A 25,497-nucleotide genomic window follows, 5' to 3' on the forward strand; every position below is an offset into this window, starting at 1 on the left:
GTTTATTTTTCTTCGATTTTTATTGTTCCATTCACCCAGTCTGGTAAATAAAGGCGCATTCCAGTTTTTGTTTCAATAGCGATCAACTTATTTCTTAATTGAACTGATGGCAGTCCAATAGCGCTTCTTGCCTTATTTATTTGCGAGATATTCGATATGTTAGGAGGTATAAGATAACCGTAGGAGGACTCCTTCCATTCTGAGGTAACTGCTTTCTTCCAATCTTCGGGCAATGCAATTTCATATGGAGAGATATAGCCTTCTTTTAGGAATTGCATCAATTTTGGCTTTATAAAATCAAATAGGGTATCTTCTCTTACATATGCAACTCCTTGAGAATTGTGGTGACTCAAAATAGTTGAAACCCAGAAATCATTTCCTATGAGAAACTCCCCAGGATACCCCTTGCGTTCTATGATATCGATTAAATCGGACAGTTGTTTTTCACTATGTTCAGGAAAATTTTCTGAAATGAATTTTTCTTGTTCTTCCTCATCTTCTATAACATAGGCTTTATACGCGAGTTTCTGATCCTTTTCGATCATTGCGTGAACGCTACTTCTAATAGTGGTATCAATGCTATTTAAGAATTGATCGTGTAAGTGTTCATAGTGTTCTTCTATCAGCTCCCAATCAGAAGCAAGTAGGTGTTTTGCCAGGAATGTATGCTCTTTGAGGTGACCCAACTCCCAGCCATTAGAAATCCCTTTTTTAATGTAAATTAATCCTTTCTCCTTTTCTCCAATTAAGAAAGAAAGTTGAGCAGCGACTTTATAGTCACGAAGAAAAATGAAATCATACTGATTAAATAACTTTTCATAACGAATCAATGCTTTCTCATATTTTTCTAGACTAATTAATGTTTCTGCTGCTATAATTTCTGAATGATATTGCGTGTAATCATTAGTCTTATTTTCAACCTTATCACAAGCATTCAAAATACATAAAAGGCCAAAGAGAATAATCAAGTATTTAATTTTCATAATTAAATTATCGCCAAATATTCTTTTTATTTTAAGCGCTCTACGATAAGAGACGAAAACAGATTCACACCTGTTTTTATACAGCTTTCATCCACTGTAAAATTGGGTGAATGGGTTTGCGCAATAATGCCTTTTTCGTAATTAGAACCTCCCATAAAAAAATATACACTGGGCACTTTAGGCTGAAAAAATGCAAAATCATCGCTTCTACCATCGGCAACAACACCATACATGCGAAGCACTTTATCCTTTCCATAAATTGTCGATAACTGAGCTAAACAGGCATTAACCAATTTTTCATTATTATCTAAAGTTGGAAATACATCAACCAATGCTGCTTTTATTAGTTTATCTGCATATGGAGAGGCAAGTATTTGGTTTTTAAGGTTCGAAATTGCGGAATCCCGCTGCTTTTTATCACTAAAACTTAAAAAAGCTCGTATTTCCAGCTTATTTTCTGTTTCCGTTATGCTGAAGTTGTTCTTCTCGACCGTGGTAAAATTTGTGTAGATTGAATTTGGTGCAGCAATCCCTAGTTCCGGATCGCCCATGTTTTGCATGTTCCAAAATTTACTTTCAGGAGCAACATTCTCAAGCCCCCTTATCTGACGTTTTGCAAAAGCGATCAATGCTTTATTATCTGTTACGTTTTGGAAACTAAGATGAATCTGCTTATAATCAGAAAACATTTCCTCGGATTTTGTAGCAATGGTTCCGGTGGGAAAAGGAGTAACATGCATCGCATACATCTCTTCCGGGTGGATAATATCAAACAACCCATCATCTATCATAGCCAACGCCCCTTTTATATTTTCTTCTGAAGGTTGAAAAACAAAGTATACGGTACCTTCCAACTGTTCTTTTTGGCTGGACAAGACATTGGCGATACCCAAAGCAACTGCAGTATGCACATCATGTCCGCAAATATGACGAACTCCTTCGTTTCTGGATTCAAAATCGACGACATCGGGAGCAGTTGAGGGCATGGCATCAATATCTGCACGCCAGGCTATTTTTTTGCCCGGTTTTGCTCCTTTCAAAATTCCCACTACACCATACCCACCAATATTAGTTTTTACCTCAAGTCCAAGACCAATCAAATACTCAGCGATTTTCTCAGATGTTCTTTTCTCCTCCCCACTGATTTCCGGATACCTATGCAAATCCCTACGAATGTTGATCAGACTGTCAAAAATTTGCGCTGTTTGCTTTTTAATATCCTGATGAATGCGTTCTGGTGTATTTTGACCGAAGGCGGAAATAGCCACTAGCACAAAAAAGAATAGGCTTAATATATCACGTAACATTTTAGACTTCATTTTGTTATGTTTTGATTGATGTAACAAAGATGCAATCGAACAGTGATCCCTACCTGTCACATATGTGACAAAATCAGTTCTTGGCAAGTTTTCTTCGTATTCTACTCAGGGATTGTCTTTCTACACCCAGAAAAGAAGATAGATCCGTTAAACTGATGCGCTGGATCAGATCTGGATTTTCATTAATGAATTTCAAGTACCTTTCTTCTGCAGTATTAAACAAAAAACTCTCAACTCTATCATTCAAAATAGTCAAAACCATCTCTGCAATAAGCCTGCCTTGCATTTCACTATTCTTGAATCGTTTATAGCTTTCCATTATCGATGAATACGGCAGGCGCACAACTGTAGTTGGCTCTAAGCATTTAAAGTAATACTTGGTAGGTATTTGTCTTAAATAAGCAGGATAATCGGTAACATAAGCGCACTCCTTGGTGAATCCTGTAGTTATAGCGTTGCCTTTTTCATTTATATAATACCTTCGAATAAGGCCTTCACAAATAAAACACATATGCGACTGAACTTCCCCGGCTTTTAAAAAGTAATCCCCTTTCTCAAAAGATGCCACAGACAAATGCATTTTAAAGAATTCCTTTTCCTTTTTTGTAGCATAGGTTAATTGGTTTAAATATAAATCGAAGTATTGCTTATGGGTTTCTGTCATTTTGAGTGTATTGCAAACATATACATTGACACTAAAGATATGCATATCTCCAAAATTGACAGATTACCAATTGTTTATAGGATCATTGCAAACGAGAAAACCGGCGTTGAGGTAATGTACTATATCCCTCATCTCATAGATTAACATAGCCTTTCAGACTCTAAGAAACCAAACGGTGTAGCTATTCTAGAACAGGTTAAGAGACCTAAAGCTCCCCGTAAATCACCTCAGGGCAAGACTAGGGGAATGAAACCCTTTTATCGAGAAGAATGAAGCACGATGAAACCACACTGAATCCACAGTGAGTCCACACTGCAACCACAGTTTACCACACTTTTTGTAGGTGAGTGTAGGTATATCATAGAAATAATGAAGGAGCATATAGTGTTATCCTTACTTGTGGCCTACTATATTAAAGGGTTCGGGTTCAAAAGGAAGTTTACAGTATCGGTTCGATTTGCACCAGTTGTTTCTGTTTGTTTGTGCCATTTTAAAGATCAAGTAAATACTATCCTATAGTTTAAACGAAGTGATATGCACAACACATTTAATCCAATGGACCTGCCTATGGTAATTATTTTTGTGCTCTGGCTTTACTTATTTTCAATTCGGTTGCTACTTTTTTTTCAATTTCCCTTTGCTTAAAATCAAACCAATCTTGTCTAAAATGTGATTGATCTATTATATTTTTAAAATTCTGAAATGGCTTTTTGTTTTCTAATACGTTTCCCAATACTGCCTTAAGATGCTGATCAGTTAATTGGTGTACAAACGATTCCATAATTTTAAAGGACTCAAAGCTTTCGAGAACATCAAATTTTATAAAATCTGTTTTGTTATTCTCTATCCTTGCAAAATCCTCTGCAAAAGCCTCTTTAAAGTCCTCTTGGTCTGATATATAAATATTTCCTGGGATTGCAATAACTTCATTTGTTTTCAAATTCAAATAGCAATCAAATCCGCAATCCAATTCCTGCGCAATATTCTTGATGATATGTTGGTTAAGATTATCCAAAAAAGCAACCGTATTTATCTTCTTTAATTACATTAATCATTTGGTCCAAGTGTGTTGATTTGGGGAAAGGTTCATAAAGTTCCCATTTGCCACTTGCCCGCATCCAATATAAATTCCATTCTTTTCTGGACTTATAAAATCTGATTTTAGCAAATTCAATAGTTTGTAGCTCTTCTGGATTGTTCCAAAAAGGTCTGACTTCATAAAGAATTGCAACTTTGCCATCGTAAGAATATCCAAAATCCAATTGCTCACGTGTTTTTTTATCTTCGGGTCGCAATGACTCCACATATTTTTTTATTGTAGATTCATTGATATCGATTGCTATACCCATCCATTCTATTTTTACCTTGCCCACTATGCCAAGGGGTCTATAAAACCACCTATTAACAGCTTAAAAGTAATTGAAGTCGCGGTGATATCCAACAAAAACAACACATAAGGCTCACAGACAAAACCTTGATGATTATTGGGACGTTTCAGCCAAAACAAGCGTTCATTCTGGACTCTGGTTCTACAAACGGACACAGGCGTGTCGATCACATGAACGCCAGTTATAAGTTTTATAAATATTAAATGTTATTGTATATTTACAATAGACAACACGTAAATATCCAATAATGGAAACTAAAGCAAAAACAGCAGGTTCAAATAAAAAACAAGGTTCAGTAAAAGTCAAAGATGCTAGAAAGGCTGTAGAATCGGTTAAGTTCAGTAAATTCTCCCCATCTTGGGTTGTTGTGCATTCCAAAGACGCTCCTGGATATAAAATGGAACTAATAGGCCGTATTAGAGAAGGTGTTAAAAAATCAGATTGGAAACAATTGATTCAATACACAGATTCTACAGAAAAAGAGTTTGAAAATATTCTTCCTGCATCTATAAGTAGTATGCAAAAGAAAACTGTTTATGGAAAAGAGATATCAGAACGTATTTATGAATTAGCTCGATTATTTGGGTTAGGTTATGAGGTTTTTGATTCCAAAAAAGACTTTAAAAAATGGTTGATTACTCCATCAAGGACTCTTGGAGGTAAAATTCCATTTGAGCTACTTGATAGTAGTTTTGGCTTTGAAATGGTAGAAAATGAAATTGTTAGGATTCAATATAATGTTTATAGCTAATGATTGTTTACAGAGTAGCTAATGTAAAATATAAAGACTCAACATTATCAGGAATTGGTGCTGAAAAAGTTGGTGGAAGATGGAATTCAGTTGGTACTAGAGCAGTTTATTGTTCAGAAAATATTTCATTAGCTTTATTAGAGTATTATGTTCATTCTGAAAACATTGCATACCTACCTAAAAAAATATTGATTGCAAAAATTAAGTTTCCAGATGAGTTTGTGATAGAAGAACTAGATGAGTTACCTGAAAGATGGAGTCAATATCCATATTCTTCGAAAACAACAAAGGTTTTTACAGAAGTAGCAAAAGACATAAATAGATTTGCTTTAAAGGTACCATCTACAATTGTTAGTCTTGAATCAAATATCATTTTAAATCCTTTATTTAAAGAATTTGGAAAAGTTCAAATAGTAGAGTTCATCGAATTGCCAATTAATGACAGGTTAAAAAAAGACAAACATTAATACTATATTCACAAGGTTGATAATTACTACCAATGTCAGTCGATTTACAAAACTATCTGTTTCTTGTTTAAAAGTAGTTAAAGAGGTCTCGATATCCACCAGTGTAAAAAACTTTCCTACCCCCCTCACACCAAAATAAGCAAAACCCGTAGAGCGGAGACCGACAGAATCCAGATAATTATCGAGACGGTTCAATAAAACAGCATTCATTCTGAGTTCCTGTTATACAAATGCACACAGGCTGAAACTACCATACCAACGTAGAGATTGTGTAGTTTTCTTTATTCCGTTATTCCGTTATTCCGTTATTCTGTTTTTCAAATCCATTTGACCATGTAAAATTCTCGTAATTTCGATTGGACGGTCAATTCTTTTTCGGTAAAAGATGATATGTCGATTTGCTTTTAATCCGTAAAGCTCAGATTTGACTCCATCATAGTTTTTTCCCAATTCTGGATTATTAGCTATATCCTGACAAAGATCAAGAAGCATCTCATAATAGCTGTCAGCTTGATTCTCCGACCAATTTTCGTACGTATATTCCCAGATTCCATTTAAATCAGCTACGGCTTTGTTGGTCAGTTCGTAGCTAGCCATTATTTCTACGTTTTGCTTTTAATTCCTCAAGATTTTTTTTTGGATCAAAATCTTGAGCAATTCCACTATCAATCCCTTCTTGAATAGCATTTCGTAACGCAATTGCTTTGCTTTCTTCATTTTCTAATAGGCGTAGTCCAGCACGTATTACTTCACTCACATTTTTGTATCGTCCAGCAGAAACTTGGGTTTGTACAAACTCGTCAAAATAATTTCCTAATGATATCGATGTGTTTTTCATAACGTTTTAATTCATTCAAATATACCAATTTTTGGTAAACTGAAACTTGTAGACCTGCAGCTTGTTTCTGCTTACGCTATTTTCATTTTTAGGATAAACTGCCTCAGGGCAGGCCCAAGAGGCAAGGGTTGGAAACGAATTTTTAATTTCAAGGCAAGCTTCGGAGTATTAAACCCTTTGGCGACGCCAATAAAAATGACCGTGTAAGAAGTATATGGATCAATGCTAACGCACTACCACCCTTTTTATCAACAAACTAAAACAAGAAAACCGCTTAGTCTCGAAGCTTCAGGAGGCTTATTTAAGTTTATAATGTTATGTTTTACAGTTTTGTGCAACGGTTAGTGTTATTAGCAAACGGCTTTTTATTCTATTCGTTTGTATTCAAGTCGATTTTTCCAAGTTCGACCATCTAAAAATGCTAGTATTAAAAAGGCTCCTGACCTGTGATTGGAATAATCCAAAATCAGATTTTCGTTTTCAGATTTGCTCAATCTCGTTCGTTTAATATCAATCGCTCCAGCAATATAGGGAACTAATAGAAATCCAGTATTCTTATTTTTTAAATATAAAAATCCGTCTTTTTTAAGTTTTGCGTTAAGCGTTCTTTCTCTAAAAACAGTATCGTTTTCAATGTAGCTTATTCGAACCCTTTTTTTATTTAAAACCTTAAGTCCGAATTTGTAGTTTTTAAGACTGTCAAGATGTAACGTGTCCTTGATTAGTTTTCGGTCGATTTCTTGAAGAAAATTATTTCCAGTCCACATTTGTCGGTCAAACTTTTTGAAGGCAGTATCATAGTCAATTTGTTTGATATCATAAACTCCATCTAATTCCGATAAGTTTGATTCATTTAGCGGATATGGATTGGTTAAATCCTTATCAAAGGAAGCGCAACCTTGAAGAAGTAAAAACGTAATTAAGTAGTAAAATAAATTTCTCATTCAGAACTTTATTAAAGGTTGCACAACCGCACGGTTATGAGTAATTGCGAGGTTTAGCACTTAACTTTGTAAGTTTATTCTAAACTGAAAATCCGCGAGGATTTTAACGCAGTTCTTTGTTTGCTACTGGCTTTATTCATTTAATTTTATCTCATATCGCTTTGAATTCACGCGCTCAAATAAATCAGCAACTTTTTCTTTTTCCGTAAAGATTCTTGTTTCTTTTCCACTGCGAATGATTCGCAATTCTTTTAGGTTTTCAGCCAACTCTTGTCTTTTATATTCAGATTGCGGACTGTAGTTTCCAATCCATCCTAATTTTAAGGCTTGCCCTTTTTTTAATCTACAAGAAACCAGCTTTTTGGTCAAATCAATAATCAATCCCGAACTTTTAATTTCCTTAAGTTTTGACAGCCAATTCGATTCCATCATTTCTGGATTAGAAACAAACCCTCCGAATACACTTTGTTCAATAAATTGGTATTCAATAATTACTATTTCTTCACTTGCATTGTAAATAAAGAATTCCGTTTTTATTGAGCAACTCGTTAAGGTCAGAAACAATATCAGTATTAACTTTCTCATTTTTTCAGCTTGCAGCTAACGGTTTGGCTATGCCCAGTGTCCCGAAGGGCATTGCGTGTAGGTGTTATTGTAACCAGTTTTTAATTCCATATTCCATTTGATTCAGTCAGAATCATTGGATCTTTATCTGTAATTAATATTGTTTGTTCGTGTTGCGTTACAAAGCCTCCTTTGTTTCCTATTAGAGTCCAGCCGTCATTCAATTCAACCGCAATTGTTGAGTTTGTTGAAATAAAAGTTTCTATTGCAACAGTTGTGTTTTTTTTAAATCTTTCTCGATTGGTTCTAACTCTATAATTTAAAATGTTTTCTGGTTCTTCGTGTAAGCTTCTACCAACTCCGTGACCAGCCAAATTTTTTATTACTTTAAAGCCTGATTTTTTAGCCTCCGTTTCTATTAAATATCCGATTTCAGAAATTTTAACTCCACCTTTGATATTTTTAATTGCTTTACGTAAAATATCTTTAGAAGCATTTACAAGAGGTTGGTGGTTATGAATATCTTTTCCTAGAACAAAAGAACCTCCGTTGTCAGACCAAAATCCATTTAATTCAGCTGATACATCAATATTAATCAAATCGCCTTCTTTTAATATTTTTTTATCAGATGGTATTCCGTGAGCAGCTTCTTTATTTACACTTATACAAGTGAATCCAGGAAAACCATAAGTTTCAAAAGGTGCTGATTTAGCTCCATAACTTTTTAAAATTTCACCTCCATAAAGGTCTAATTCTTTAGTTGTCATTCCAACTTTAGCATATTCTCTCATCAATTTTAGTGTAGTACCAACAACTTCACTAATTTTTTTCATTCCTATTAATTCTGATTCTTTTGTTATCGACATTTTTTTGTTTTAATTGGCTACAACGGCAGTGGTTCTACAAAACCACCTGTTTATGTTTTTAAAAGTAATTGAAGTGTATGCGATATCCAAAAGTAACATATAAGCTTCTGTGTGTTTTTCGCTGATTTAAATGAAATGAAAGGTCTACAACCTCAAAACCTGCCTGCCGAAGGCAGGAACATCTTAAGTTCACCCAAAAACAAACTAATCCCCATAGTAGGCTGACCATCAATCAACCGGTTCAGTGAACACGGCGTTCATGCTAGGTTCTCGTTCTCCAACGGGACGGGCTTTACTGACCGCACGAACGCTAGTTATTCTAGTTATTGCCACCAGTTATTTTCAAAGATAGTATTGACTTAAAAAACTCGGATTTTCTTTTTCTTTTGGGTAAAAATAAATTCCTATTAATAATTTACTGTCATCAGGAACTTTGTCATTTACTCCTTTGTCAAAACTTGTCCATTCTGTTTTTTTAATTATCTCAATTAATTTTTTGTCGATTGGGTTTTGAAATCCACTTATTTCAATCACGTTTTTAATACTCAAGTCAGTTGCAAAAGTTATTTCATAAATCCCATATTTTTTCTCAAGTTCAATTCCTTTGAACTGCTGTAATTCTTTATGAAGTTTCGCTTTTTCTCGATAACTTATTTTGTCCGTAAAATTTATGTTTTTTGACTTGAAAGTTTTTAGAATGTCTAATTCTCTTTTCTGTCGTTTCTGATTTGTTTTGTTCAAATAAAGTAAACCAGAACACATTCCAATTCCGTAATTTCCATCTTTGTTTTTACTTGCATAGGCAATTAAATTTGTGTTTTCTGGAATGTAAATATCACAAGAAGTTCCAATTCCATTGTCACTTCTCCCATATACATAAATTGATTTTAATCGGTCGCCTTTATACAGCTCATTAATTTTAATATCTGCTCTATATCCGTGTTCATTCTTTTGATTTGGATAGATTTTAATTATTGTCACATTAGCAACAAAATCAGATTGAGTATATTTTTCAGTTATTTTCGGCGGATCGCAATCGCAAGCAAAAACTCCAATTGAAAATAGAAAGATTGTTATTTGCAGGATTTTTTTCATAATTGGTGGCAACGGCAGTCTGTCTCAAAACTACCTGTTTATATTTTAAAAGTAGTTGAAGTGTATGCGATATCCAACAAAAACTGCATATGAGGTGTTTTGAGTTTTTAGTTGAACTAATTCAAGTTTAGAGCTTTTTAAGCCCTTTAGGAGCTTTAAAATACGTAAGAGACTTCGTTTTATTACTGTCTTGAAGGGGATGCCAAGATTGATTAGCCTTCTAAGATTGTAAGCCAGCAGCATAAGACCTAAATCTGCAGAAGCGGCTTGTAGCCCTCTTTTGGTAAGGATATGATCAAAGCCCCACTGCCTTTTAATCGTGCCGTAGGGATGCTCAACTAAGGCTTGTCGCTTTTTATACAGGTCACCGCTTTGAGCAATACGTTTGGCATTATCCTGAATGTTCTGCGTGTACTGACTGCGCTGTATTACCTTTCCATTGATTTTTGAAGTGGTACAGTTCTCCCGCACCGCACAGGTCTTGCAGGCTTTGGTTTTGTATTGCTTAAAAGTATAATTACGTGCTTTGTACTGGGTCCCGTTAGAGGTTAGTGTATGTCCCTGCGGACAGGTATAAGTGTCTTGATCTGAGTTATAGTTAAAATACTCTGCGTTGTATCTGGGGTTTGGTGCCTGACTTTTTCTTCCAATAGCAGGTATGGCAACCAAGGTAGCAATGCCTAAATGATCTGCTGTATGAAACTCACTTCCGGTGTGATACCCTTTGTCATAAAGGGCGGTGAAGTGGGTTGTGCGTAAGATGGTTTTAGCTCTGGCGAGCATACCGCCCATTGCTTTTTTATCATTGGCGTTGGTAAGTTTATAATCGATCAGGATTTTATTTTGAGCATCTACGGTGGTTTGTGCAGTGTAGCATACTTCGGTAACGGTCCCGCGTACAATTTGATGCCTGCTGTCAGGGTCAGAGGTTGATAGTTGCGGATTGGGAGAAGAGGTATCCTGCTCCAGTTGGTTTTGTATCTGCTGGTATTTTACACGTTGAGCTTTACGGGTGTGTATTTGCTGTTGTACTTCTTCTTTGTGATCTCCATCAGCATTAGCCAGTTCCCGGTTATGTTCTTCGAGTTTTTTATCAATGTAATCCAGATGGCGCTGTATCTTCTTTTTGTTGTAGTTACCTGCCTGTATTCTAAGGTTTATCCAAATTTTTATGCTGCAAATTTAAAGGTTTCCACATATGGTGTTTGCCTTTTGGTCACAGCAAAAATTCTGCTAACAATTTTGTTTCTAATGATGTTGAGTGTTGCCATTTTGTTCTTTCCTTCTTTTAATCGTTTATTGTAATAAATTTTTAATTGAGAGTCATGTAAAATAGCTGTTGCGGCAGCTGATGACAGAATAGTTTTTAAGTCTCTATTACCTAAAACACTTATTCTTGTCCTGCCCCTGTAACTCGTTCCAGAACTATGCTCAAACGGTGCAATACCAGCATAACATGCAAATTTCCGCCAGTTCTGGAATGACTTAAAATTATTGGTATGCGCTATCATGGTTGCAGCCAATATTGGACCGACACCTTTAATGGTTTGTATATTTTCATAGGTCTTCAAAATCTCTTGGTCTGATTTGATCAGGGAGACGATTTCTTTTTCTATCAATTTAATCTGTAGGGTCAAAAAACCTATTATTGCTCCAGAAGACTCAATCACGAACGACTTTTGAGTTGACGGGTACATTTGTTTCTCTTCTTTAATTGAGACTTTATGACCAGCTCTTTGACGGACTAGCTTTGAGCGTTGCCCGAGTAGCTTTTTGAGCGTAATAACCGTTTGCCCTGGCATTTTATAAGCAATCAAATCGTCTCTTCTCAAAAATGCATATTGAGCAATTCTCTTAGCATCTACCTTGTCATTTTTACCTCTTTTAATACCCATTGAACGTTTAAGCTCAAGTCCTGAAATAAGATAGTAAGTCAGATCCATTTGTTCGAGAAGTTCGCATAAGGGTTGTGAGTAAATCCCTGTGTGCTCTAGGCAAAACCGAAGCTCAACTAGTTTGAGATTTGTCTTCTCGATGACCCAATCGATCAATGATTGTCTTCCATCAACGTTATTCTTGAATGACTGATGTCTATTCCCACAATACAAATGCACATCCAAAGTGCCTTTTGATACATCAATACCGATAAATTCATTTTTCATTGTAAATTTGTTTGAACATTCATAAAAAACGTCTAGGACTAAGACTCTTAATAGATCTGAATATCTAAAATTCTAAATGGTCTGAGACGTGCCAAAAGTTGAGGATGGGACTAATACAGGCAATAGAACTCAAATTCTAGCCGGCAGGAAAGTTCACCCATCCTTTTCTTTTGGAAAATTAATTCAAAATCATTTTACAAACCTAAGAGCCGGCCAGGCAGGTTCTTCTTGCTGTTTTGGGCTCTGAGCTTAGTAGAGTCACCAGCGATGAGTGTAGCCCCGATCAGGTTGAAGTTACGCGCGAGTTGCACGCTCTGGCGGAACACGCGCTTAATAGCCTTTGGGTTATCTTTTCTAAAGCGGGCAATGGTGTTGTGATCAGGCTGTAGGTTTTTGATCAGCCAAATGACCTCGATATTGCGCAGGCATTCTTTTTCTAATATGCGAGAAGAACGCATCCGGTTCATATACCCATAAATGTAAAGCTTCAATAAATCTGCAGGATCATAAGGAGGCCTGCCTTGTGTGGATTTAGATTGAAAGCCCAGCACTTGCAGATCTAACAGGTTTACAAATTGATCGATCAGACGAACACTATTATCTTGAGGGATCATATCGTCTAAACAGGTAGTGTACAGGGTAAGTTGCTCGCGGGGTTGTCCTTGTTGATATTCCATTCATGAAATTAATCTTTTTAAATGAAACATCCTAGGTTTTGAGACAGTCTGACGGTCTCGTATAACCGTCAGTTACGGGTTTAATATGCGTTAATTTTCGGTTTAGCACTGGCGTTAGCAATTCCGAGTGGATTCGGACGTAGTCGAATCCGCCGTAATTGCGGTTATACATTGTTGGCAACTGGCTTTTACTTTTTCAAATTCAGTTTGTTTAGTTGTTCCAAAAATCAGTTTATCTCCATTCAGAATAAATTTTTGAGGCTTTATTTCCTCAATTTGACTCCAAAAACGCTTTGTGTCCGCCAATTCCAATTGATTTCGAGATTCATTTAAGTCAGTTGAAAATCCACCATAATTGACAAAAATTTCCATTGTTTTAAATCTTTGTTTTTTCTCAAAAATTAGCCATTGGTCATAGATATCAAACAATGATTTTTGAGTTAATTCAAATTCTGTCACTTCATCAAAATATGCAATTTCGTTTTCATAAATCCAACCTCTTTTAAATTCAGATTCGGTCGGTAGAAAAGAGTCGCTGTCGAATGAAATTATTGAAAGGTATTTATTGATAATAAATTCAGGAAATTCCGAAATCAATGAATTCATATCGTACTTTTCAGATACGATTTCAATCCAATAATAATCTTTATATTTTCCTGAGTTTATCATTTTCAGCTTGTTGCCAACGGTCTTGTATATGAAAAGTAGTGGATTTTACTCACTAACTTTTCGGATTATAACTGACCTTTAATTTATTCATTTTCTTTCGATTAAGCGATTAAACCGCTATTTTTTATATACGTTGTTACCTGCTGGCTTTATTCAGTCTAGTAATTCAATTTCTCGTATTCGGTCAATTTTAAAGTGCCTTTCAGTACCTCTTAAACTGCAATCTGCTTTTAATACTTCAAAATCATATCCAGAATATCCATTTTTGGTTATAATGTTTAGATTACTTAAAATCCGCTCACTTTCTTGTCCTTCTTTATTTTTGTACAAAACTTTTACTTTCTTTTTTTCTACAATGGCTTTTTGTATTAATGATTTGATTTGCCGATTATTAAAAGGTAGTTCTAAATTTTTTTTGGGTATTATTGTTTTCCACTCATTTTCATAATTTGAGTTATTTAGAGCTTTCCCTGTTGCTGTAAAACTGTGGTAAACAAGTCTTTTTATTTTGTCAAGTTGTTCAATTGGGAATAGTTCATATTTCAAATTTGTATAATCTTTATAAATTACTTTATTTCCTTGTGCAAATAAATATTTATGAGATGTTACATTTTCAATTAAATGTGCTTTGAATTTTTTAATACCTCCTTCTTCAAAATGTAGCCCAACTATATCATCTTTTTTAGCAATTTTAAGAAAAGTTAAAGATGCTTGAATATTAAAACCATTTTGATACTGCTTATTAATTTTTTTTGTAAGTAAATTTGATATTGAAACCTTATTTAAATTTCCATTTGTATAACCTAGAAGTAAATAACCATTTTTATCCCTTTCGTATAGTGGTAAAGAGTATATTGAAGTATTGCTTTTATGTGTTTCCAAAGTATATGTGCCAACAGAGTTTAAATTAAAATATCTCAATATTTTATCTTCTTCAAAAGTTTCAACTTCTTCTATGGATTCTAATACCATTTCTTCATCTTGTTGTTCTAAATCATCTTGCAATTTGTCAATGAAAGACTTATGTGTATATGAAGTTGTTTTTTTTTGAATTTCCTCTCTAGGAGTTTCATTAAAAACTTTGGCAATTGGTATTACTTTATCTTTTTTGGTATATTTTTCTATAAAATTGACCATTTTTTCAATTTCTGAACTTGGATTTCTTTTGTATGCAGAATATAAAATTCTATAAACTTTCCAACCTACACGCTCTAAAAATTCTTGTCGTTCAACATCATAGGCAACATCTTCTGGAAGCGAATGAAATGGGTCGCCATCACATTCAATAGCAATCATCTTACCATTGTTTGACACTACAAGGTGGACTTGCAACAAAAAACTGGACTTTAAGTTGAGTGACTATGCTGCTAGTTTTTGATTATACATATCTATTTCAAATTCTTTAATAGTTCTGTTTCCTAAGTAGGAATGTCTTCTTCTGGTATTGTACCAGGTTTCTATCCACTGAAAGATAGATAACTCTGCCTGTGATTTAAGCTTGTATTTATGCCAATATACCCATTCTACTTTCAGAGATTTAAAAAAGGATTCAGCTACGGCATTGTCCCAGCAATTACCTTTTCTACTCATCGATTGTTTTACCAGGTCATTATAGCTTTTAAGTAGATTAGTAAATCTTTGGCTGGCATATTGGATACCTTGGTCTGAATGGAATATCAAAGGTTGTGTTAGTGTGGTATTTTTAATAGCCATCTGCCAAGCTTTTATAACAGTATCCTCAGTATTTAGGGTATCACTTAAAGCCCATCCTATAACTTTTCTATTGAATAGATCAATGATCACTGTTAGGTAACTCCAACCCTGATTGGTCTGAACATAGGTAATATCGCTTACCCATACTTGATTAGCCCTGGCTACATTAAAGCATTGGTTCAACAAGTTTGGTGCTATGGGATATTTATGGTTACTATCGGTGGTGGCTTTAAACTTACGCTTCCTCTTAGCGTATAAATAGTTTGCCTTCATTATACGGGCTACCCGAGGCTTTGATACCTTAAAGCCCAAAGCTTTCAATTCAGCCTTTATTCTAGGAGCTCCATAGCTTTGGTGACTATCTTCAAATATATCTTTGATTAATGAAGAGAGCTTCTGATTTTCTTTCCAAAGGGTGCTAGGACCAGATTTCAACCAGTGGTAATAACCGCTTTTACTCACGGCTAACATAGTGCACATCTTCTCAACAGGAAATTTCATACGATGCTGTTTTATGAACCTGTATTTTTCTTGTCGCTCGCGGAGAAGATGCCAATCGCCTTTTTTAAGATATCACGTTCTAATTCGGCTTCTTTGAGCTGTTTCTTTAAACGGGCTATCTCTTTTTGTTGATCGGTCATTTTAGGGTTACCACGGCCGGGAAAACTATTTTTACCATAATTCTTTTGCTCTTTACGCCACCGGTAAAGAACAGCAGGTAAGATATCCAGGTCCTCACAAACCTGTGCTACACTGCCTTTGGCGTAACTTAATTCTACTGCTTTTTGCTTAAACTCTAAAGTGTAATGTTTGGCTTTACGTCTCATGATTGCTAAGTTAACAACTTGCAATAATATTCATTCAACTCTATGTCCAGTCTAATGTAGTAATTCCAAGGTCAAGTTTAAAATTCACATAAGTTTCTGTTTGAGAATGATGATTATAAAAGGTTTCATCTTCTTTTACTTTATATTGCGGTTGAATGAATTGATAGCCTTGATTTATTAAATCCCTTGCAATGTCATATTCAAACCAACTGTCAAAGGGTTTTGGAATGTTATATAAATTCCTTGAATTTTCATTATCGGGTAGTTCAAATGGTTTAACTACTTTAGTTTCATTGTAGAAAAAGCTAAGTATTTTCAGCCTAAAATCATTGTTTCTCAAATCTTCTGATTTCACAGAGTGAAATAAAATCATTTGTTCTTTTGCTCGGCTAAGAGCAACATTTATTTTCTTAAAATCATCCTTTAGATTCCCATCATCAACTATAGACCTAGGTTTTGGATTGTCGTTAGATTTTAGTTTTTCAGAATCTAATGCTACTCCTAAAGAAACCAGCATAACATCTCTTTCATCTCCTTGAAATTTTGGAGAATCTTCAATGATTAACTTAATTTCATCAAGTTTGTCTCTTCCAAATATTTCAGATAAATCTTCTTTAATGTCTTTAAGTTTCTCTGTGTGTTTTACTAAACCTAAACTAACAACACCAATAGTTTTATTTTGATAAATTGGGTTTTTAATAATTTCAATTAAATGCTTTTTTATCGATTCAATCTCGGCATAAACAATTCTATCCTCTAAAAAACTATTTTGAACAAATACAGCTTTTACAGGCTCTAGTCTATTTTCTGTGTTTATTTGTTTTAAAGGTTTTAATGAATTGTCATAAAAATTGTATTTTGAAAACTCAATTATTTCGGAAACGCATCTGAAATGTTCCTTTAAAGCTAAATTGGATGAACCCGCAACCATTTTTGATAAAGTAAATAAACTATTATCACTTCTAATTTGTATTCTATCGTTTCCTAGAAATTCTAAATATTTATTTTTGATTGACTGAAAATCATTATCATTTGCTCCTGTTAATGCACTTGGAGAAGTTTGTTTATCATCTCCAACTATAATCATATTTCTTGCATAATAACCCAAGATTAAACTATTAAAATCTAACTGGCTTGCTTCATCTACAATAATGCAATCAAAAATCTCTGGTTCTGTACCTACCGAGTTTAAAACATCATTAAATTTCATCACCCAGCAAGAAAGCTTATTGCTTATTTCGGCACTATTTTTTCTCGCTAAAAGTTGAAATTTTACTTTATCTCTTATTCCTCTACTCCCTTGATATAAATTAGTTTGATATTCCACCAATAGATTAATAAATCTGTCAATTTCATTAGTGTCGAAGTTATTTTTGAAGTTGTTTTTTGCTAAATCAAATAAAATTTCAGATTTCTGTTCATAAATTCTATCATTTATTTGACTTAATTTTTCTTTCGTTTTTTGCAAGTCAATGACTTCATTCTCTAAAAAATATTGGTTAGCGTGTGCAAATTCAAAATTTTCCTTTGTGATTTTTTCAATTGGTGTTTCGAGCAGAAACTGAAGTGTTTTAGGTAAAATCTTTTCAATAAACGATTTTGAATTGTTAAAGTGATTTTCTTTATCTGCTTGTTGTAATGTGCCTTTTAATTTTGTTTGAAATTCTTTAAATTTGACTGTTTCTGAAATATTTTCTAAAGGAATAAATTCATCAAAATCATTTAAAAGCTTTGAGTTTAAAAATGTACTACTGACAGCTTTCAAAGTGCTTATGTCTTTTTTTGCACTCAGTTCTAAATCTTTTAATTTTTCTAAATCCTCCTTGTAAGAAACCGAAGTAGTATAAATTTCTTCAACATTTGAAATTTCAATATTAAATATCTTAGAAAAATTGATGATGTCTTTGTTCTTTTGTAAAAGGTCAACAAGTGTAAAGTTTCTTTCAACTTGTTCAATAGCAGTATTTAACAACTTATATTTTGAAGATAAATCTGAATCTTCATTTATTACAATATCAAATCCTGCCTTCGTAATATTGTTTAGGTTTGAGCTTATTTCTTGGATTTCCTTTAGATAAACTTTTAGTAAGTTTAAAGATGTTTTGTTGTCACAATTTTTAGAATTAAGAACAATATTTTCTAGGTAACTTACTTGTTTGTATTTTGCTTTGAATTTTGCTAGAAAACCTATTTTTTCCTTTCCACTTTCAATTTGTGCCAAAAATGATTCAATATCTCGAAGATATTTTGAGGAATTTTCTACTATTTCAGAATATTTTAAGTTTGAATTAAAATCGGCAGTATTTTTATTCTTTTTTATTAATTTGTTTTTAAGTTGGTTTATTTGCTGATAACTATTAATTACTATATCTGCATTACTATATTTTTCAGTTGTTTCAGTAACTGAATTTAAGTCAATTTTTAGAAGTTTATATTTTGAAATATCATCTATATCCAAATGACTTTTTAGTTTTTCAATTTCACTTTTTCGGTTTAAATATTCAGTAAAATTAAAGTCATTTATTTTTTCGAAAATGCTTTTGAGGTTAAAATCTATTGATTTTAAGATTAAATTATCAAATGAATGTAACTGCTTATAAGTGTTTATTTCGTTCTTTATTTTAACAAAGTCATCAATTATCTCTAACGTTATTTCATCCTTTATCCAATTCCAATTCTCATCATTTTTTGATTGAAATTTATCCCATAATTTATAGCTTCTTAAATCTTTAAAACTTTCATTTAAGGAAACTTCATTGTATTCTTTCTCTAAAACTTTATGTATTTCCGATTTATATTGTAAATATTCTCCTTTTAAAATGTTAAGATTTGAAATTTTCTTTTCAATATTTAAGTGAAAATCATCAATAAGAATTGAACGAATATTATTTATACTTTTTTCAAGGGAGAACCTTGTTTTATCAACTTCTAGTTGAATTTTTGTAAAAACTAAGTCATCAAAATTTTGTGGGATTTTATCCAATAAAGATTCTAATGCTTTATCCGTTTGTGCAGTTACTAATACTCTTTTGCCTTGTGCCAATAAAGAACACAATATATTCACGATAGTATGTGATTTTCCTGTACCTGGAGGACCTGTAACAACAGTAATTCTGTTTTTTAGGTAGTTGTCGTAAATTTGTTTTTGCTCTTTGTTATAGGGTAGTGGGAAGAAAACAGAAAAATCTTGTTCTGCATTTAAGTTGGTATTATTTTCTTTATGTTCTTCATACAATTCGTCAATAAAATAATTTGGCTTTACGTGTGAATTTGTATGTTCATTTTCAGGATTCCTTATTAATAAATTAAATAGTTCCGCATTATTTTCATCATTTTCATTCTCTTCAATTATTCCTTTTGTAAGCTTATCGAAAAACCGTGGTTTTTGTTTTTTAATATTTATTGAAGGCGAGAAAGAAAACTTGAAGGAATCAGTATTTACTGTGTCAGACAAGGGTTTTGTAATTCTACTATCAAACGTAGAGTTTTCAGATATTTGCTGTAAGTTTTTTGCAATTAAATCCTTAAACTTTTTGTCATAAATATATTGAAAACCATTTGTTTCAATTTCTTCTTCAAATCTGTCAACAATGTTATTTAATGCGGTTTTCTCAATTGGTAAATTGTTTAAAAAAAAGAAATCGACATAAGGTTTTTCCGTTTCTGAAAAAGATAGATTTATTTTGTTTGTTATTGTTAGCTCAATTTTTAATGGGAAATGGAAAAGGTGTTGATTTGTTTTTGAAACACTACTTGTTTTTCCTCTACCTTGTTTAGAATGCTGAATTAAGCCAACACTTAAAACAATTTCAATGTTAGAATCATTTTTAATGTCATTATATGCTCTATAAAGTTTTGAGTAAACGGCTTTGTTACCTTTGAATCTTTGTATTTTATTTATTTCCTGTATTCCAAAAGCTGAATTTCTAAATGAAGTAAGTTCATTTTCGCTTTCGCTCTCAAATTTATTTTTAGCATCATTAAATTCAATTATCCCAAAATATTCGTTTGGGATATTTATTTTTGGTTTTAGTGGTTTGTCAAGAGACAAAATATTTGATTTACTATTTTCATACTCTCCAATAAAAAAGTCAGTTAATGTAGTTTCACAAAGATTGTCTTCAATCAGTTTTTCAATTTCATCAAGCCAAATGAAACTAGGTGCAACTGTTTTCGCAAAAATGTCTTTAACACCACGCTCCAAAAGTTTTTTATACTCTTGCAGAAAAGTAATATAGCTGTTTAATATGTTCATTTATATATTTTATTTTGCAGACAGTTCGGTTTTTTCAGCTTGCAGGTAACGTCCCGTATAAAAACTGTGCGAGCGGGTAAACGTGATTGTCCTGCGGACAATCAGGCTTTGCAGGCGAGCACGGAGTTTCGATTCAAGACTGATTTAAGCATTGTTTTTATATAGTGTTGTAGTGCGTTTTTTATATTTCAATTTCTGCTAAGAAGATAAGGTCAGATTCTTCATTTTCTGATTCTATGTTTTGACTATTAAAAGTAAGTTTAGTCGGAATGAAAAATGAAACATCACAAGGAAGTTCAGCCAATTTTGCTTCAAACTCCAGAACGATTGTGGTCGACTCGTCCAAATTAATTATATAATCAAACTCTGACTCATATGGAATATAGAGAGATAAAGTATTGTCATATTTTCTTATCTCAGAATCGGGCCCAGCATACTCATTAGGAGGATTAAATCGAAAGCCTGGATTTGAAAAGTCACCTTCGACAGTTATATTTTCGGGATCTATCGTTCCGTTTTCGAGTAAGTTAGCTCCAGTTTCATCTACTATCCTAATGTATATTTCAGGAAAAGCCGGGTCAAAAAGTGAACAGTCAATACCTTCATCATCGTCATTAGAACAACTTGAAACTAAAATTCCAATTAATAAAAGAGTAAAAATTTTTTTCATAATTCCATAATTTAATAAGAAGTTTAAATATTCTGCTGGTGGAGTTCAAATGCACTACAACGGTCTTGTATATGAAAAGTAGCGGATTTTACGCACGAACTTTTCGGTTAGACGCAGACCTTAAATTTATAAAATTCATTTCGATTTAGCATCTAAACCGCTATTTTTTATATACGTTGTTACCCACTGGCTTTATTCCGTTTAGCTTGGTTTTCAGCGTTGGCAAAGACATACTCTTTTGCAATTTTTGGTTTATGTGTCGGCTGGCGTGAATTGCAAATGTGTATGGCTTTTAGCGTTGGCTTTTTAGCAACAACTGTTATTTTCTTGAATTGGCGGACAAGGTACAGTTCCATAAGAGCAATAAACACAACAATCTCCTTCGTTTGGTTTTAGAACCGTTTTACAATTCTCACACTCGTAAAAGAATTGACAAGCGTTTGTTGGCATATCTTCTACTTTTTTATGTCCGCAGTCTGGACAGGTAATTTCTGATTTTAATATAGTTTCCATTGAATTTTTTATTAAAGCATATGTGGTATGTCCGAAGCCAATGTTGGATATGAGAAAATCATTGTTCTAATATCATTAACCTTCATCTTTGTTTTTATGGCCATTGCAAAGAGATTTATTGTTTCTTCTGTATGTGGTCCTATTAAATGCGCTCCCAAAATTGTTTGAGTTTCTTCGTCAATAATAGTTTTGAACGCATATTCTTCTACATTCAAACGCTTGGCATTGAACCAATTACCAACCTCCTTATAATTAATTCGAATATTGTAATTCAGCTCTTTCGCTTTCGATTCAGTACATCCAACAGAAGCCATAGTTGGTAACGTAAACACCACTGTTGGCATTGGCGGATAACTTATTTCTTTAGAATTGCCTTTAATAATATTTGAAGCAACCGTATGACCTTCCAGAACTGCAACTGGCGTTAAGGGCAAACCTTCTGAATCTGCAGCATCGCCTGCTGCATAAATATGAGGGTTTGAAGTACTTTGCAAGTATTTGTTCACTGTAACACCTTTATTAGTAAAGGCTATGTTCGCTTTGTCTAATTCCAAATCAAATATGGCTGGTGGTCGTCCGGCAGAGTTAAAAACAGCTTCAGCTTCAAAATATGCTGTTTTCTCTTGAGATTTACCTTTTACTCGATACTGGCTATCCACTTTCTCAATAGCCGTAACATCTGTATTAAGAATGAGTTTTATGCCTAACTCTTTTGTGGCAGAAACAAGATGTTTTACAATATCCTGTTCAAAATTTTCCAAGGGATTTTCTCTACGATGAACAATAGTGACTTCTGCTCCGCATCGAGCCGCTATATGTGCAAACTCAAAAGCGATATATCCACCACCGATGAATACTAAAGATTTTGGCAATTTTGCTAAATTCAAGAAATCGGTACTGGATTTTGCATAATGACCACCTTCAAATTCTAAAACCCTTGGCTTGGAACCCGATGCGATTACAATTTTGTTAGCCTTTATTTTGTCTGTTCCAACTTCCAATGTGTTTTCTGACAGGAATTTTGCTGAACTATGAAAGGTGTCTATTCCGTTCTTTTTATATCCTTTTTCAATTTTTGGTGGCATTTCATCCACAAAGGATTGTTTAAAGGCCATAATGTCCTTCCAATTGACTTTAGGTATGGTATCAATACCATTTCCTTTAAGCCTATTAGCAAAGTCTCGAACTTCCGTAGCGCCTATAATCACTTTTTTTGGGTCACAACCTCTCAAAGCACAGGTGCCACCATAAGGTAATTCATCCGTTATTCCTACTTTTAGCCCTTTTGAGGCACATTTATTTGCGATGGTCATTCCTGCCATTCCCGAACCAATTATAAATACATCATATTCTTTCATACTAATTGATTTCTTTTTTGTCGGTTACTTTATAACCTGTTGAGTTAATTGCTTTCTCGATTTCCGTTTCATTAGATTTGGATTTGTCAAATTCAATGATTGCGTTTCCATTCTCGTAGGACGCTTTTGTATCTACAATTCCGTTTAGTTTATTTACTTCGTGTTTGACGTGTTCTTCACAACTGACACAGGTCATTCCGCTGATTGTAAATTCTGTTGTTTTAATATCCGATTTGTCAACTACGATTATTTGCTTTTCCGTGTTTGGGTAAAAAATTCCTGAATAATATGGGAAAGACAACATTACAATCGCAAATACGGTCACAATTCCTAAAAACTTTTTCGATTGAATAAATTTTGGTTTTTCGTCCGTCTCACAATCACAGTCGATTTCTTTTTGAGGTTTAAGTTTTTGATACCAAGCAAAGCCAAGAACTAAAATTGTCAGACCAATTAAATAAGGTCTAAAAGGTTCAATCCAAGAAAATGTTGAAGCAATTCCGCTTGTTCCTGCGATTAGAGCCAAAACTGGCGTAATACAACATAATGAAGCTGTAATAGCAGTTAACAAACCTGCACCAATTAATTTGTTTTCGCTTTTCATATCGTTTCTAAAATTTTGTTTTTGTCAAGTATCTCAAAAAATGGGTTCAATAATTTTTCGTATTCAGCCGTAAGTGAGTAAAAAATCGTTTGGGCTTCTCTATCGGTTTCCAATAGATTTCGGTCTTTCATTTTTCTCAAATGTTGAGAGATTGCTGAAATGTTCATTCCGAGAATATCGCTTAAATCACAAACACAAAGTCTTTTTTCCTCAAAGAGTAGATAAAGTATTTTCAGTCGAACGCTGTTTCCGACTAATGAAAGTCCGTTAGCCAAATAGTCGAACGATTCGTTTAAGTCCGAAACTGTGTCTTTGCAACGATTTATTTGTTCAATATCGGCTTGTTGTCTTATGCAAGAATTATTTTCCATAAAACAAAGTTACGATTATTTCTTATTTAAGCAAATACTTAAATATAATATTTGAAGCTTTGGCAAAAAAAAGCTCTTTTATTTTTTTTGAGCGTTGGCTTTTTTGCGGTGGGAAAAAATAAATGTGCTGTTTGTGCGGCTGGTTTTCAGCTTGTGGGTAACGGTCTCGTATAACCGTCAGTTACGGATTTAAAGTTAATAATTTTCGGTTAAGCACTGGCGTTAGCAATTCCGAGTGGATTCGGACGTAGTCGAATCCGCCGTAATTGCGGTTATACATTGTTGCCAGTAGTATTTTATTCAACTGTCTTTTCGATTAGTTTTAATTCTCCGTTTTCAACTTTCCAATGTTCGTAATATTCTTTGTCTTCCGAATTATGTCCAATAACAAATCGTTCAGTCAATTTTGGAATTCCGTTTGTCAATTCATAAACGTCTCGTCCGTGTTCGCAACAACCGTTTCTCCAAGTCGAATTAATTTGTTTTTTTTCGTAATCAAATTCAGGCGAAGTTATTTCTCCGTAATCTTTGTTTTCTTCAAAGAGTTCATTTGTCGGATTATAAATCCAAAATAGAAAAGGAACATTCGGTCCAGCTGGAAGAAATTCCATTAGCCTAAAATCCATTTTTCCGTCAAAATTCATATCCTCAATTGCGAAAAGTTGGTCATTTGGAAATGTTTTGCTGAAATAGTTTTCGCTCGGTTTTATTGTTTGCTTTAAGATTCCATTTTTCAGAACCTCAATTTTAGTTATTTCACAGTCAGTTTTTCCGCATTTTTTTGTCAGACAAAATTCAAATTCCGCATCTGAAAACTTTATTATTTCTTGTGAATAAAGTTCAAACGAAAACAGAATTATTAATATTAGCAGAATTTTTTTCATATTACTGGCAACGTGTTTGTGTATGGCTCGTTGCGGAAAATCAGCTATGATTTTCCGCCGTAACCGAAAGATAGCAAATTGCGATGAATTCCGATTAGGAATTCAGCCGCAATGAGCTATACACGGTGTTGCCACCAGTTATTTTTTCCACTTTGCTCTGTTTTCATTCCATTCTTTCCAGAATTGTAAATAACCTTTTCGGTCAAATTCGTCTATCGGTATTTCCTTTTCGGGACTTTCTTTATAAAACTGCTCAACTTGGTCGACAAAGTTCAGCACCTCATTTTTATATTCCACAAAATTTATTTCCGTTTCATTTCCGCTTTCCGTTTTCAGGATTACATTTCCATTCCTGTGTTTTACTTCCCAGTCAATTCCTGTCGGACAACTTCCAATATAAACTTCGTCCATATCATTGTCGAAAACTAAAAAGTGTCCGCAACACGGAATTAATTGGTCGCCAACGGGATTCTCTTTAGTATGATTCCGCTCCAAAGTCCGAAGTAAAAGTTGTGCACTTGCACTTATCGTCCATCCATCATTTTCAGATTGGTCAACTACAATTTCATTTCCGATTTTAACTCGCATTTGTCCGTGCGCACATAAATCCGTTTGAGTATCTTTTTCAGATATCCAATTCGTTTTAAGTAAATCAATTTTGAATTTTTGCGAGGTCATTTTTTAATTGGTGGCAACTTGTTATATCAACACTAAATATATACATATCCCCTCAAAATTTACGGGATATCAACACTTTTAAGTTGTGTTTATAAATCTAGTCTTTTCTTTTGGAAGTACTTTACCTAATTCCTTAATCTTATATGAGTGTATTACAATTTCAGGATTTAGAAACCAAAATGTATAGCTATGCTCGGACTAAGAGCTATGTTTAAAATGATGAAGATTCCCACGGCA

25 protein-coding genes and 2 pseudogenes are annotated in these 25,497 nt (G+C 33.7%); 2 read left to right on the top strand and 25 right to left on the bottom strand.

The window, feature by feature from the left end:
* Positions 1-2: 2 nt before the first annotated feature.
* The 5 genes from MED217_RS15240 to MED217_RS15260 all read right to left on the bottom strand — a co-directional run bounded on the left by MED217_RS15240 (position 3) and on the right by MED217_RS15260 (position 4,315).
* Positions 3-983: an outer membrane protein assembly factor BamD gene (locus MED217_RS15240; protein ID WP_009781442.1), complete on the bottom strand. Its 981-nt coding sequence runs from the start codon at positions 981-983 to the stop codon at positions 3-5.
* A gap of 26 nt (positions 984-1,009) precedes the next feature.
* On the bottom strand, positions 1,010-2,302 hold the full coding sequence (locus tag MED217_RS15245; protein WP_009781443.1) for a M20 metallopeptidase family protein: 1,293 nt from the start codon (positions 2,300-2,302) through the stop codon (positions 1,010-1,012).
* Positions 2,303-2,375: 73 nt separating this feature from the next.
* Positions 2,376-2,966 (bottom strand): Crp/Fnr family transcriptional regulator, encoded by a 591-nt coding sequence (locus MED217_RS15250; protein ID WP_009781444.1) that lies wholly within the window; start codon positions 2,964-2,966, stop codon positions 2,376-2,378.
* A gap of 574 nt (positions 2,967-3,540) precedes the next feature.
* Entirely contained in the window at positions 3,541-3,981 is a 441-nt protein-coding gene (locus MED217_RS15255) for a UPF0158 family protein (protein WP_009781445.1), read from the bottom strand.
* Entirely contained in the window at positions 3,974-4,315 is a 342-nt protein-coding gene (locus tag MED217_RS15260; RefSeq protein WP_009781446.1) for a DUF3024 domain-containing protein, read from the bottom strand. Before MED217_RS15260 ends, MED217_RS15255 begins: the two co-directional genes overlap by 8 nt.
* Positions 4,316-4,601: 286 nt before the next feature.
* Between MED217_RS15260 and MED217_RS15265 the strand changes: the two genes are divergently transcribed.
* Together MED217_RS15265 and MED217_RS15270 are read left to right on the top strand one after the other, a co-directional pair.
* The gene (locus MED217_RS15265; protein ID WP_009781447.1) at positions 4,602-5,105 is read left to right on the top strand and encodes an antitoxin Xre/MbcA/ParS toxin-binding domain-containing protein; all 504 of its coding nucleotides are present in this window, start codon (positions 4,602-4,604) and stop codon (positions 5,103-5,105) included.
* Entirely contained in the window at positions 5,105-5,572 is a 468-nt protein-coding gene (locus MED217_RS15270) for an RES family NAD+ phosphorylase (protein ID WP_009781448.1), read from the top strand. The genes MED217_RS15265 and MED217_RS15270 overlap by 1 nt, the downstream gene beginning before the upstream one ends.
* A gap of 297 nt (positions 5,573-5,869) precedes the next feature.
* Here MED217_RS15270 and MED217_RS15280 read toward each other — a convergent pair whose 3' ends face one another.
* From MED217_RS15280 to MED217_RS15375, 20 genes and pseudogenes are all read right to left on the bottom strand, one after another.
* Positions 5,870-6,169: a type II toxin-antitoxin system RelE/ParE family toxin gene (locus MED217_RS15280; protein ID WP_009781449.1), complete on the bottom strand. Its 300-nt coding sequence runs from the start codon at positions 6,167-6,169 to the stop codon at positions 5,870-5,872.
* Positions 6,162-6,410: a type II toxin-antitoxin system ParD family antitoxin gene (locus tag MED217_RS15285; protein WP_009781450.1), complete on the bottom strand. Its 249-nt coding sequence runs from the start codon at positions 6,408-6,410 to the stop codon at positions 6,162-6,164. Before MED217_RS15285 ends, MED217_RS15280 begins: the two co-directional genes overlap by 8 nt.
* Before the next feature lie 365 nt (positions 6,411-6,775).
* Entirely contained in the window at positions 6,776-7,354 is a 579-nt protein-coding gene (locus MED217_RS15290) for a hypothetical protein (protein ID WP_009781451.1), read from the bottom strand.
* Positions 7,355-7,486: 132 nt separating this feature from the next.
* Positions 7,487-7,939, bottom strand: coding sequence for a hypothetical protein (locus MED217_RS15295; RefSeq protein WP_040532946.1), 453 nt, complete (start codon positions 7,937-7,939; stop codon positions 7,487-7,489).
* Between the two features lie 80 nt (positions 7,940-8,019).
* Positions 8,020-8,784, bottom strand: a complete 765-nt coding sequence (gene map, locus MED217_RS15300) for a type I methionyl aminopeptidase (RefSeq protein ID WP_009781453.1) — start codon at positions 8,782-8,784, stop codon at positions 8,020-8,022.
* Between the two features lie 342 nt (positions 8,785-9,126).
* A complete protein-coding gene (locus tag MED217_RS15305; RefSeq protein ID WP_009781454.1) occupies positions 9,127-9,879 on the bottom strand; it encodes a hypothetical protein in 753 nt (250 codons plus the stop codon).
* Positions 9,880-9,924: 45 nt separating this feature from the next.
* Positions 9,925-11,016 (bottom strand): annotated as a pseudogene (locus MED217_RS15310) (transposase); the annotation flags it as partial.
* 32 nt (positions 11,017-11,048) lie between these two features.
* Positions 11,049-12,041, bottom strand: a complete 993-nt coding sequence (locus MED217_RS15315) for an IS110 family RNA-guided transposase (protein ID WP_009781456.1) — start codon at positions 12,039-12,041, stop codon at positions 11,049-11,051.
* Between the two features lie 221 nt (positions 12,042-12,262).
* Positions 12,263-12,718 (bottom strand): annotated as a pseudogene (locus tag MED217_RS15320) (transposase); the annotation flags it as partial.
* Between the two features lie 114 nt (positions 12,719-12,832).
* Entirely contained in the window at positions 12,833-13,387 is a 555-nt protein-coding gene (locus MED217_RS15325) for a hypothetical protein (protein ID WP_009781458.1), read from the bottom strand.
* 153 nt (positions 13,388-13,540) lie between these two features.
* Complete coding sequence (locus tag MED217_RS18645; RefSeq protein WP_316907008.1) at positions 13,541-14,722, bottom strand: WYL domain-containing protein; 1,182 nt, start codon at positions 14,720-14,722, stop codon at positions 13,541-13,543.
* 24 nt (positions 14,723-14,746) lie between these two features.
* Positions 14,747-15,951, bottom strand: a protein-coding gene (locus tag MED217_RS15335; RefSeq protein ID WP_154648898.1) for an IS3-like element ISLbl1 family transposase whose coding sequence is annotated in 2 segments (ribosomal slippage) — positions 14,747-15,672 and positions 15,672-15,951 — 1,206 coding nt in all. Because the reading frame shifts where the segments join, the coding sequence is not laid out codon by codon here.
* A gap of 16 nt (positions 15,952-15,967) precedes the next feature.
* Positions 15,968-20,182 carry an AAA family ATPase gene (locus tag MED217_RS15345; protein WP_009781460.1) on the bottom strand — a complete coding sequence of 1,405 codons (4,215 nt, stop codon included), beginning with the start codon at positions 20,180-20,182 and terminating at the stop codon, positions 15,968-15,970.
* Between the two features lie 181 nt (positions 20,183-20,363).
* Positions 20,364-20,852, bottom strand: a complete 489-nt coding sequence (locus MED217_RS15350; protein WP_009781461.1) for a hypothetical protein — start codon at positions 20,850-20,852, stop codon at positions 20,364-20,366.
* A 306-nt stretch (positions 20,853-21,158) separates the two neighbouring features.
* Entirely contained in the window at positions 21,159-21,365 is a 207-nt protein-coding gene (locus MED217_RS19275) for a GDCCVxC domain-containing (seleno)protein (protein WP_083778039.1), read from the bottom strand.
* A gap of 11 nt (positions 21,366-21,376) precedes the next feature.
* Complete coding sequence (locus MED217_RS15355) at positions 21,377-22,723, bottom strand: dihydrolipoyl dehydrogenase family protein (protein WP_009781463.1); 1,347 nt, start codon at positions 22,721-22,723, stop codon at positions 21,377-21,379.
* A gap of 1 nt (position 22,724) precedes the next feature.
* Positions 22,725-23,327, bottom strand: coding sequence for a mercuric transport protein MerTP (gene merTP / locus MED217_RS15360; protein WP_009781464.1), 603 nt, complete (start codon positions 23,325-23,327; stop codon positions 22,725-22,727).
* Positions 23,324-23,698, bottom strand: coding sequence for an ArsR/SmtB family transcription factor (locus MED217_RS15365; protein WP_009781465.1), 375 nt, complete (start codon positions 23,696-23,698; stop codon positions 23,324-23,326). Before MED217_RS15365 ends, merTP begins: the two co-directional genes overlap by 4 nt.
* 296 nt (positions 23,699-23,994) lie before the next feature.
* Complete coding sequence (locus MED217_RS15370) at positions 23,995-24,582, bottom strand: XAC2610-related protein (protein ID WP_009781467.1); 588 nt, start codon at positions 24,580-24,582, stop codon at positions 23,995-23,997.
* Between the two features lie 138 nt (positions 24,583-24,720).
* A complete protein-coding gene (locus MED217_RS15375; protein WP_009781468.1) occupies positions 24,721-25,260 on the bottom strand; it encodes a hypothetical protein in 540 nt (179 codons plus the stop codon).
* Between the last annotated feature and the right edge of the window lie 237 nt (positions 25,261-25,497).

The sequence above is a fragment of the Leeuwenhoekiella blandensis MED217 genome (genome assembly GCF_000152985.1).
GTDB classification, from domain to species: domain Bacteria; phylum Bacteroidota; class Bacteroidia; order Flavobacteriales; family Flavobacteriaceae; genus Leeuwenhoekiella; species Leeuwenhoekiella blandensis.

Bases quoted from the DNA above. Each gene is read 5' to 3' on its own strand.
- MED217_RS15240 (WP_009781442.1), bottom strand. From the start codon at position 983: ATGAAAATTAAATACTTGATTATTCTCTTTGGCCTTTTATGTATTTTG.
- MED217_RS15245 (WP_009781443.1), bottom strand. From the start codon at position 2,302: ATGAAGTCTAAAATGTTACGTGATATATTAAGCCTATTCTTTTTTGTG.
- MED217_RS15250 (WP_009781444.1), bottom strand. From the start codon at position 2,966: ATGACAGAAACCCATAAGCAATACTTCGATTTATATTTAAACCAATTA.
- MED217_RS15260 (WP_009781446.1), bottom strand. From the start codon at position 4,315: ATGGGTATAGCAATCGATATCAATGAATCTACAATAAAAAAATATGTG.
- MED217_RS15265 (WP_009781447.1), top strand. From the start codon at position 4,602: ATGGAAACTAAAGCAAAAACAGCAGGTTCAAATAAAAAACAAGGTTCA.
- MED217_RS15270 (WP_009781448.1), top strand. From the start codon at position 5,105: ATGATTGTTTACAGAGTAGCTAATGTAAAATATAAAGACTCAACATTA.
- MED217_RS15280 (WP_009781449.1), bottom strand. From the start codon at position 6,169: ATGGCTAGCTACGAACTGACCAACAAAGCCGTAGCTGATTTAAATGGA.
- MED217_RS15285 (WP_009781450.1), bottom strand. From the start codon at position 6,410: ATGAAAAACACATCGATATCATTAGGAAATTATTTTGACGAGTTTGTA.
- MED217_RS15290 (WP_009781451.1), bottom strand. From the start codon at position 7,354: ATGAGAAATTTATTTTACTACTTAATTACGTTTTTACTTCTTCAAGGT.
- MED217_RS15295 (WP_040532946.1), bottom strand. From the start codon at position 7,939: ATGAGAAAGTTAATACTGATATTGTTTCTGACCTTAACGAGTTGCTCA.
- map (WP_009781453.1), bottom strand. From the start codon at position 8,784: ATGTCGATAACAAAAGAATCAGAATTAATAGGAATGAAAAAAATTAGT.
- MED217_RS15305 (WP_009781454.1), bottom strand. From the start codon at position 9,879: ATGAAAAAAATCCTGCAAATAACAATCTTTCTATTTTCAATTGGAGTT.
- MED217_RS15315 (WP_009781456.1), bottom strand. From the start codon at position 12,041: ATGAAAAATGAATTTATCGGTATTGATGTATCAAAAGGCACTTTGGAT.
- MED217_RS15325 (WP_009781458.1), bottom strand. From the start codon at position 13,387: ATGATAAACTCAGGAAAATATAAAGATTATTATTGGATTGAAATCGTA.
- MED217_RS15345 (WP_009781460.1), bottom strand. From the start codon at position 20,182: ATGAACATATTAAACAGCTATATTACTTTTCTGCAAGAGTATAAAAAA.
- MED217_RS15350 (WP_009781461.1), bottom strand. From the start codon at position 20,852: ATGAAAAAAATTTTTACTCTTTTATTAATTGGAATTTTAGTTTCAAGT.
- MED217_RS19275 (WP_083778039.1), bottom strand. From the start codon at position 21,365: ATGGAAACTATATTAAAATCAGAAATTACCTGTCCAGACTGCGGACAT.
- MED217_RS15355 (WP_009781463.1), bottom strand. From the start codon at position 22,723: ATGAAAGAATATGATGTATTTATAATTGGTTCGGGAATGGCAGGAATG.
- merTP (WP_009781464.1), bottom strand. From the start codon at position 23,327: ATGAAAAGCGAAAACAAATTAATTGGTGCAGGTTTGTTAACTGCTATT.
- MED217_RS15365 (WP_009781465.1), bottom strand. From the start codon at position 23,698: ATGGAAAATAATTCTTGCATAAGACAACAAGCCGATATTGAACAAATA.
- MED217_RS15370 (WP_009781467.1), bottom strand. From the start codon at position 24,582: ATGAAAAAAATTCTGCTAATATTAATAATTCTGTTTTCGTTTGAACTT.
- MED217_RS15375 (WP_009781468.1), bottom strand. From the start codon at position 25,260: ATGACCTCGCAAAAATTCAAAATTGATTTACTTAAAACGAATTGGATA.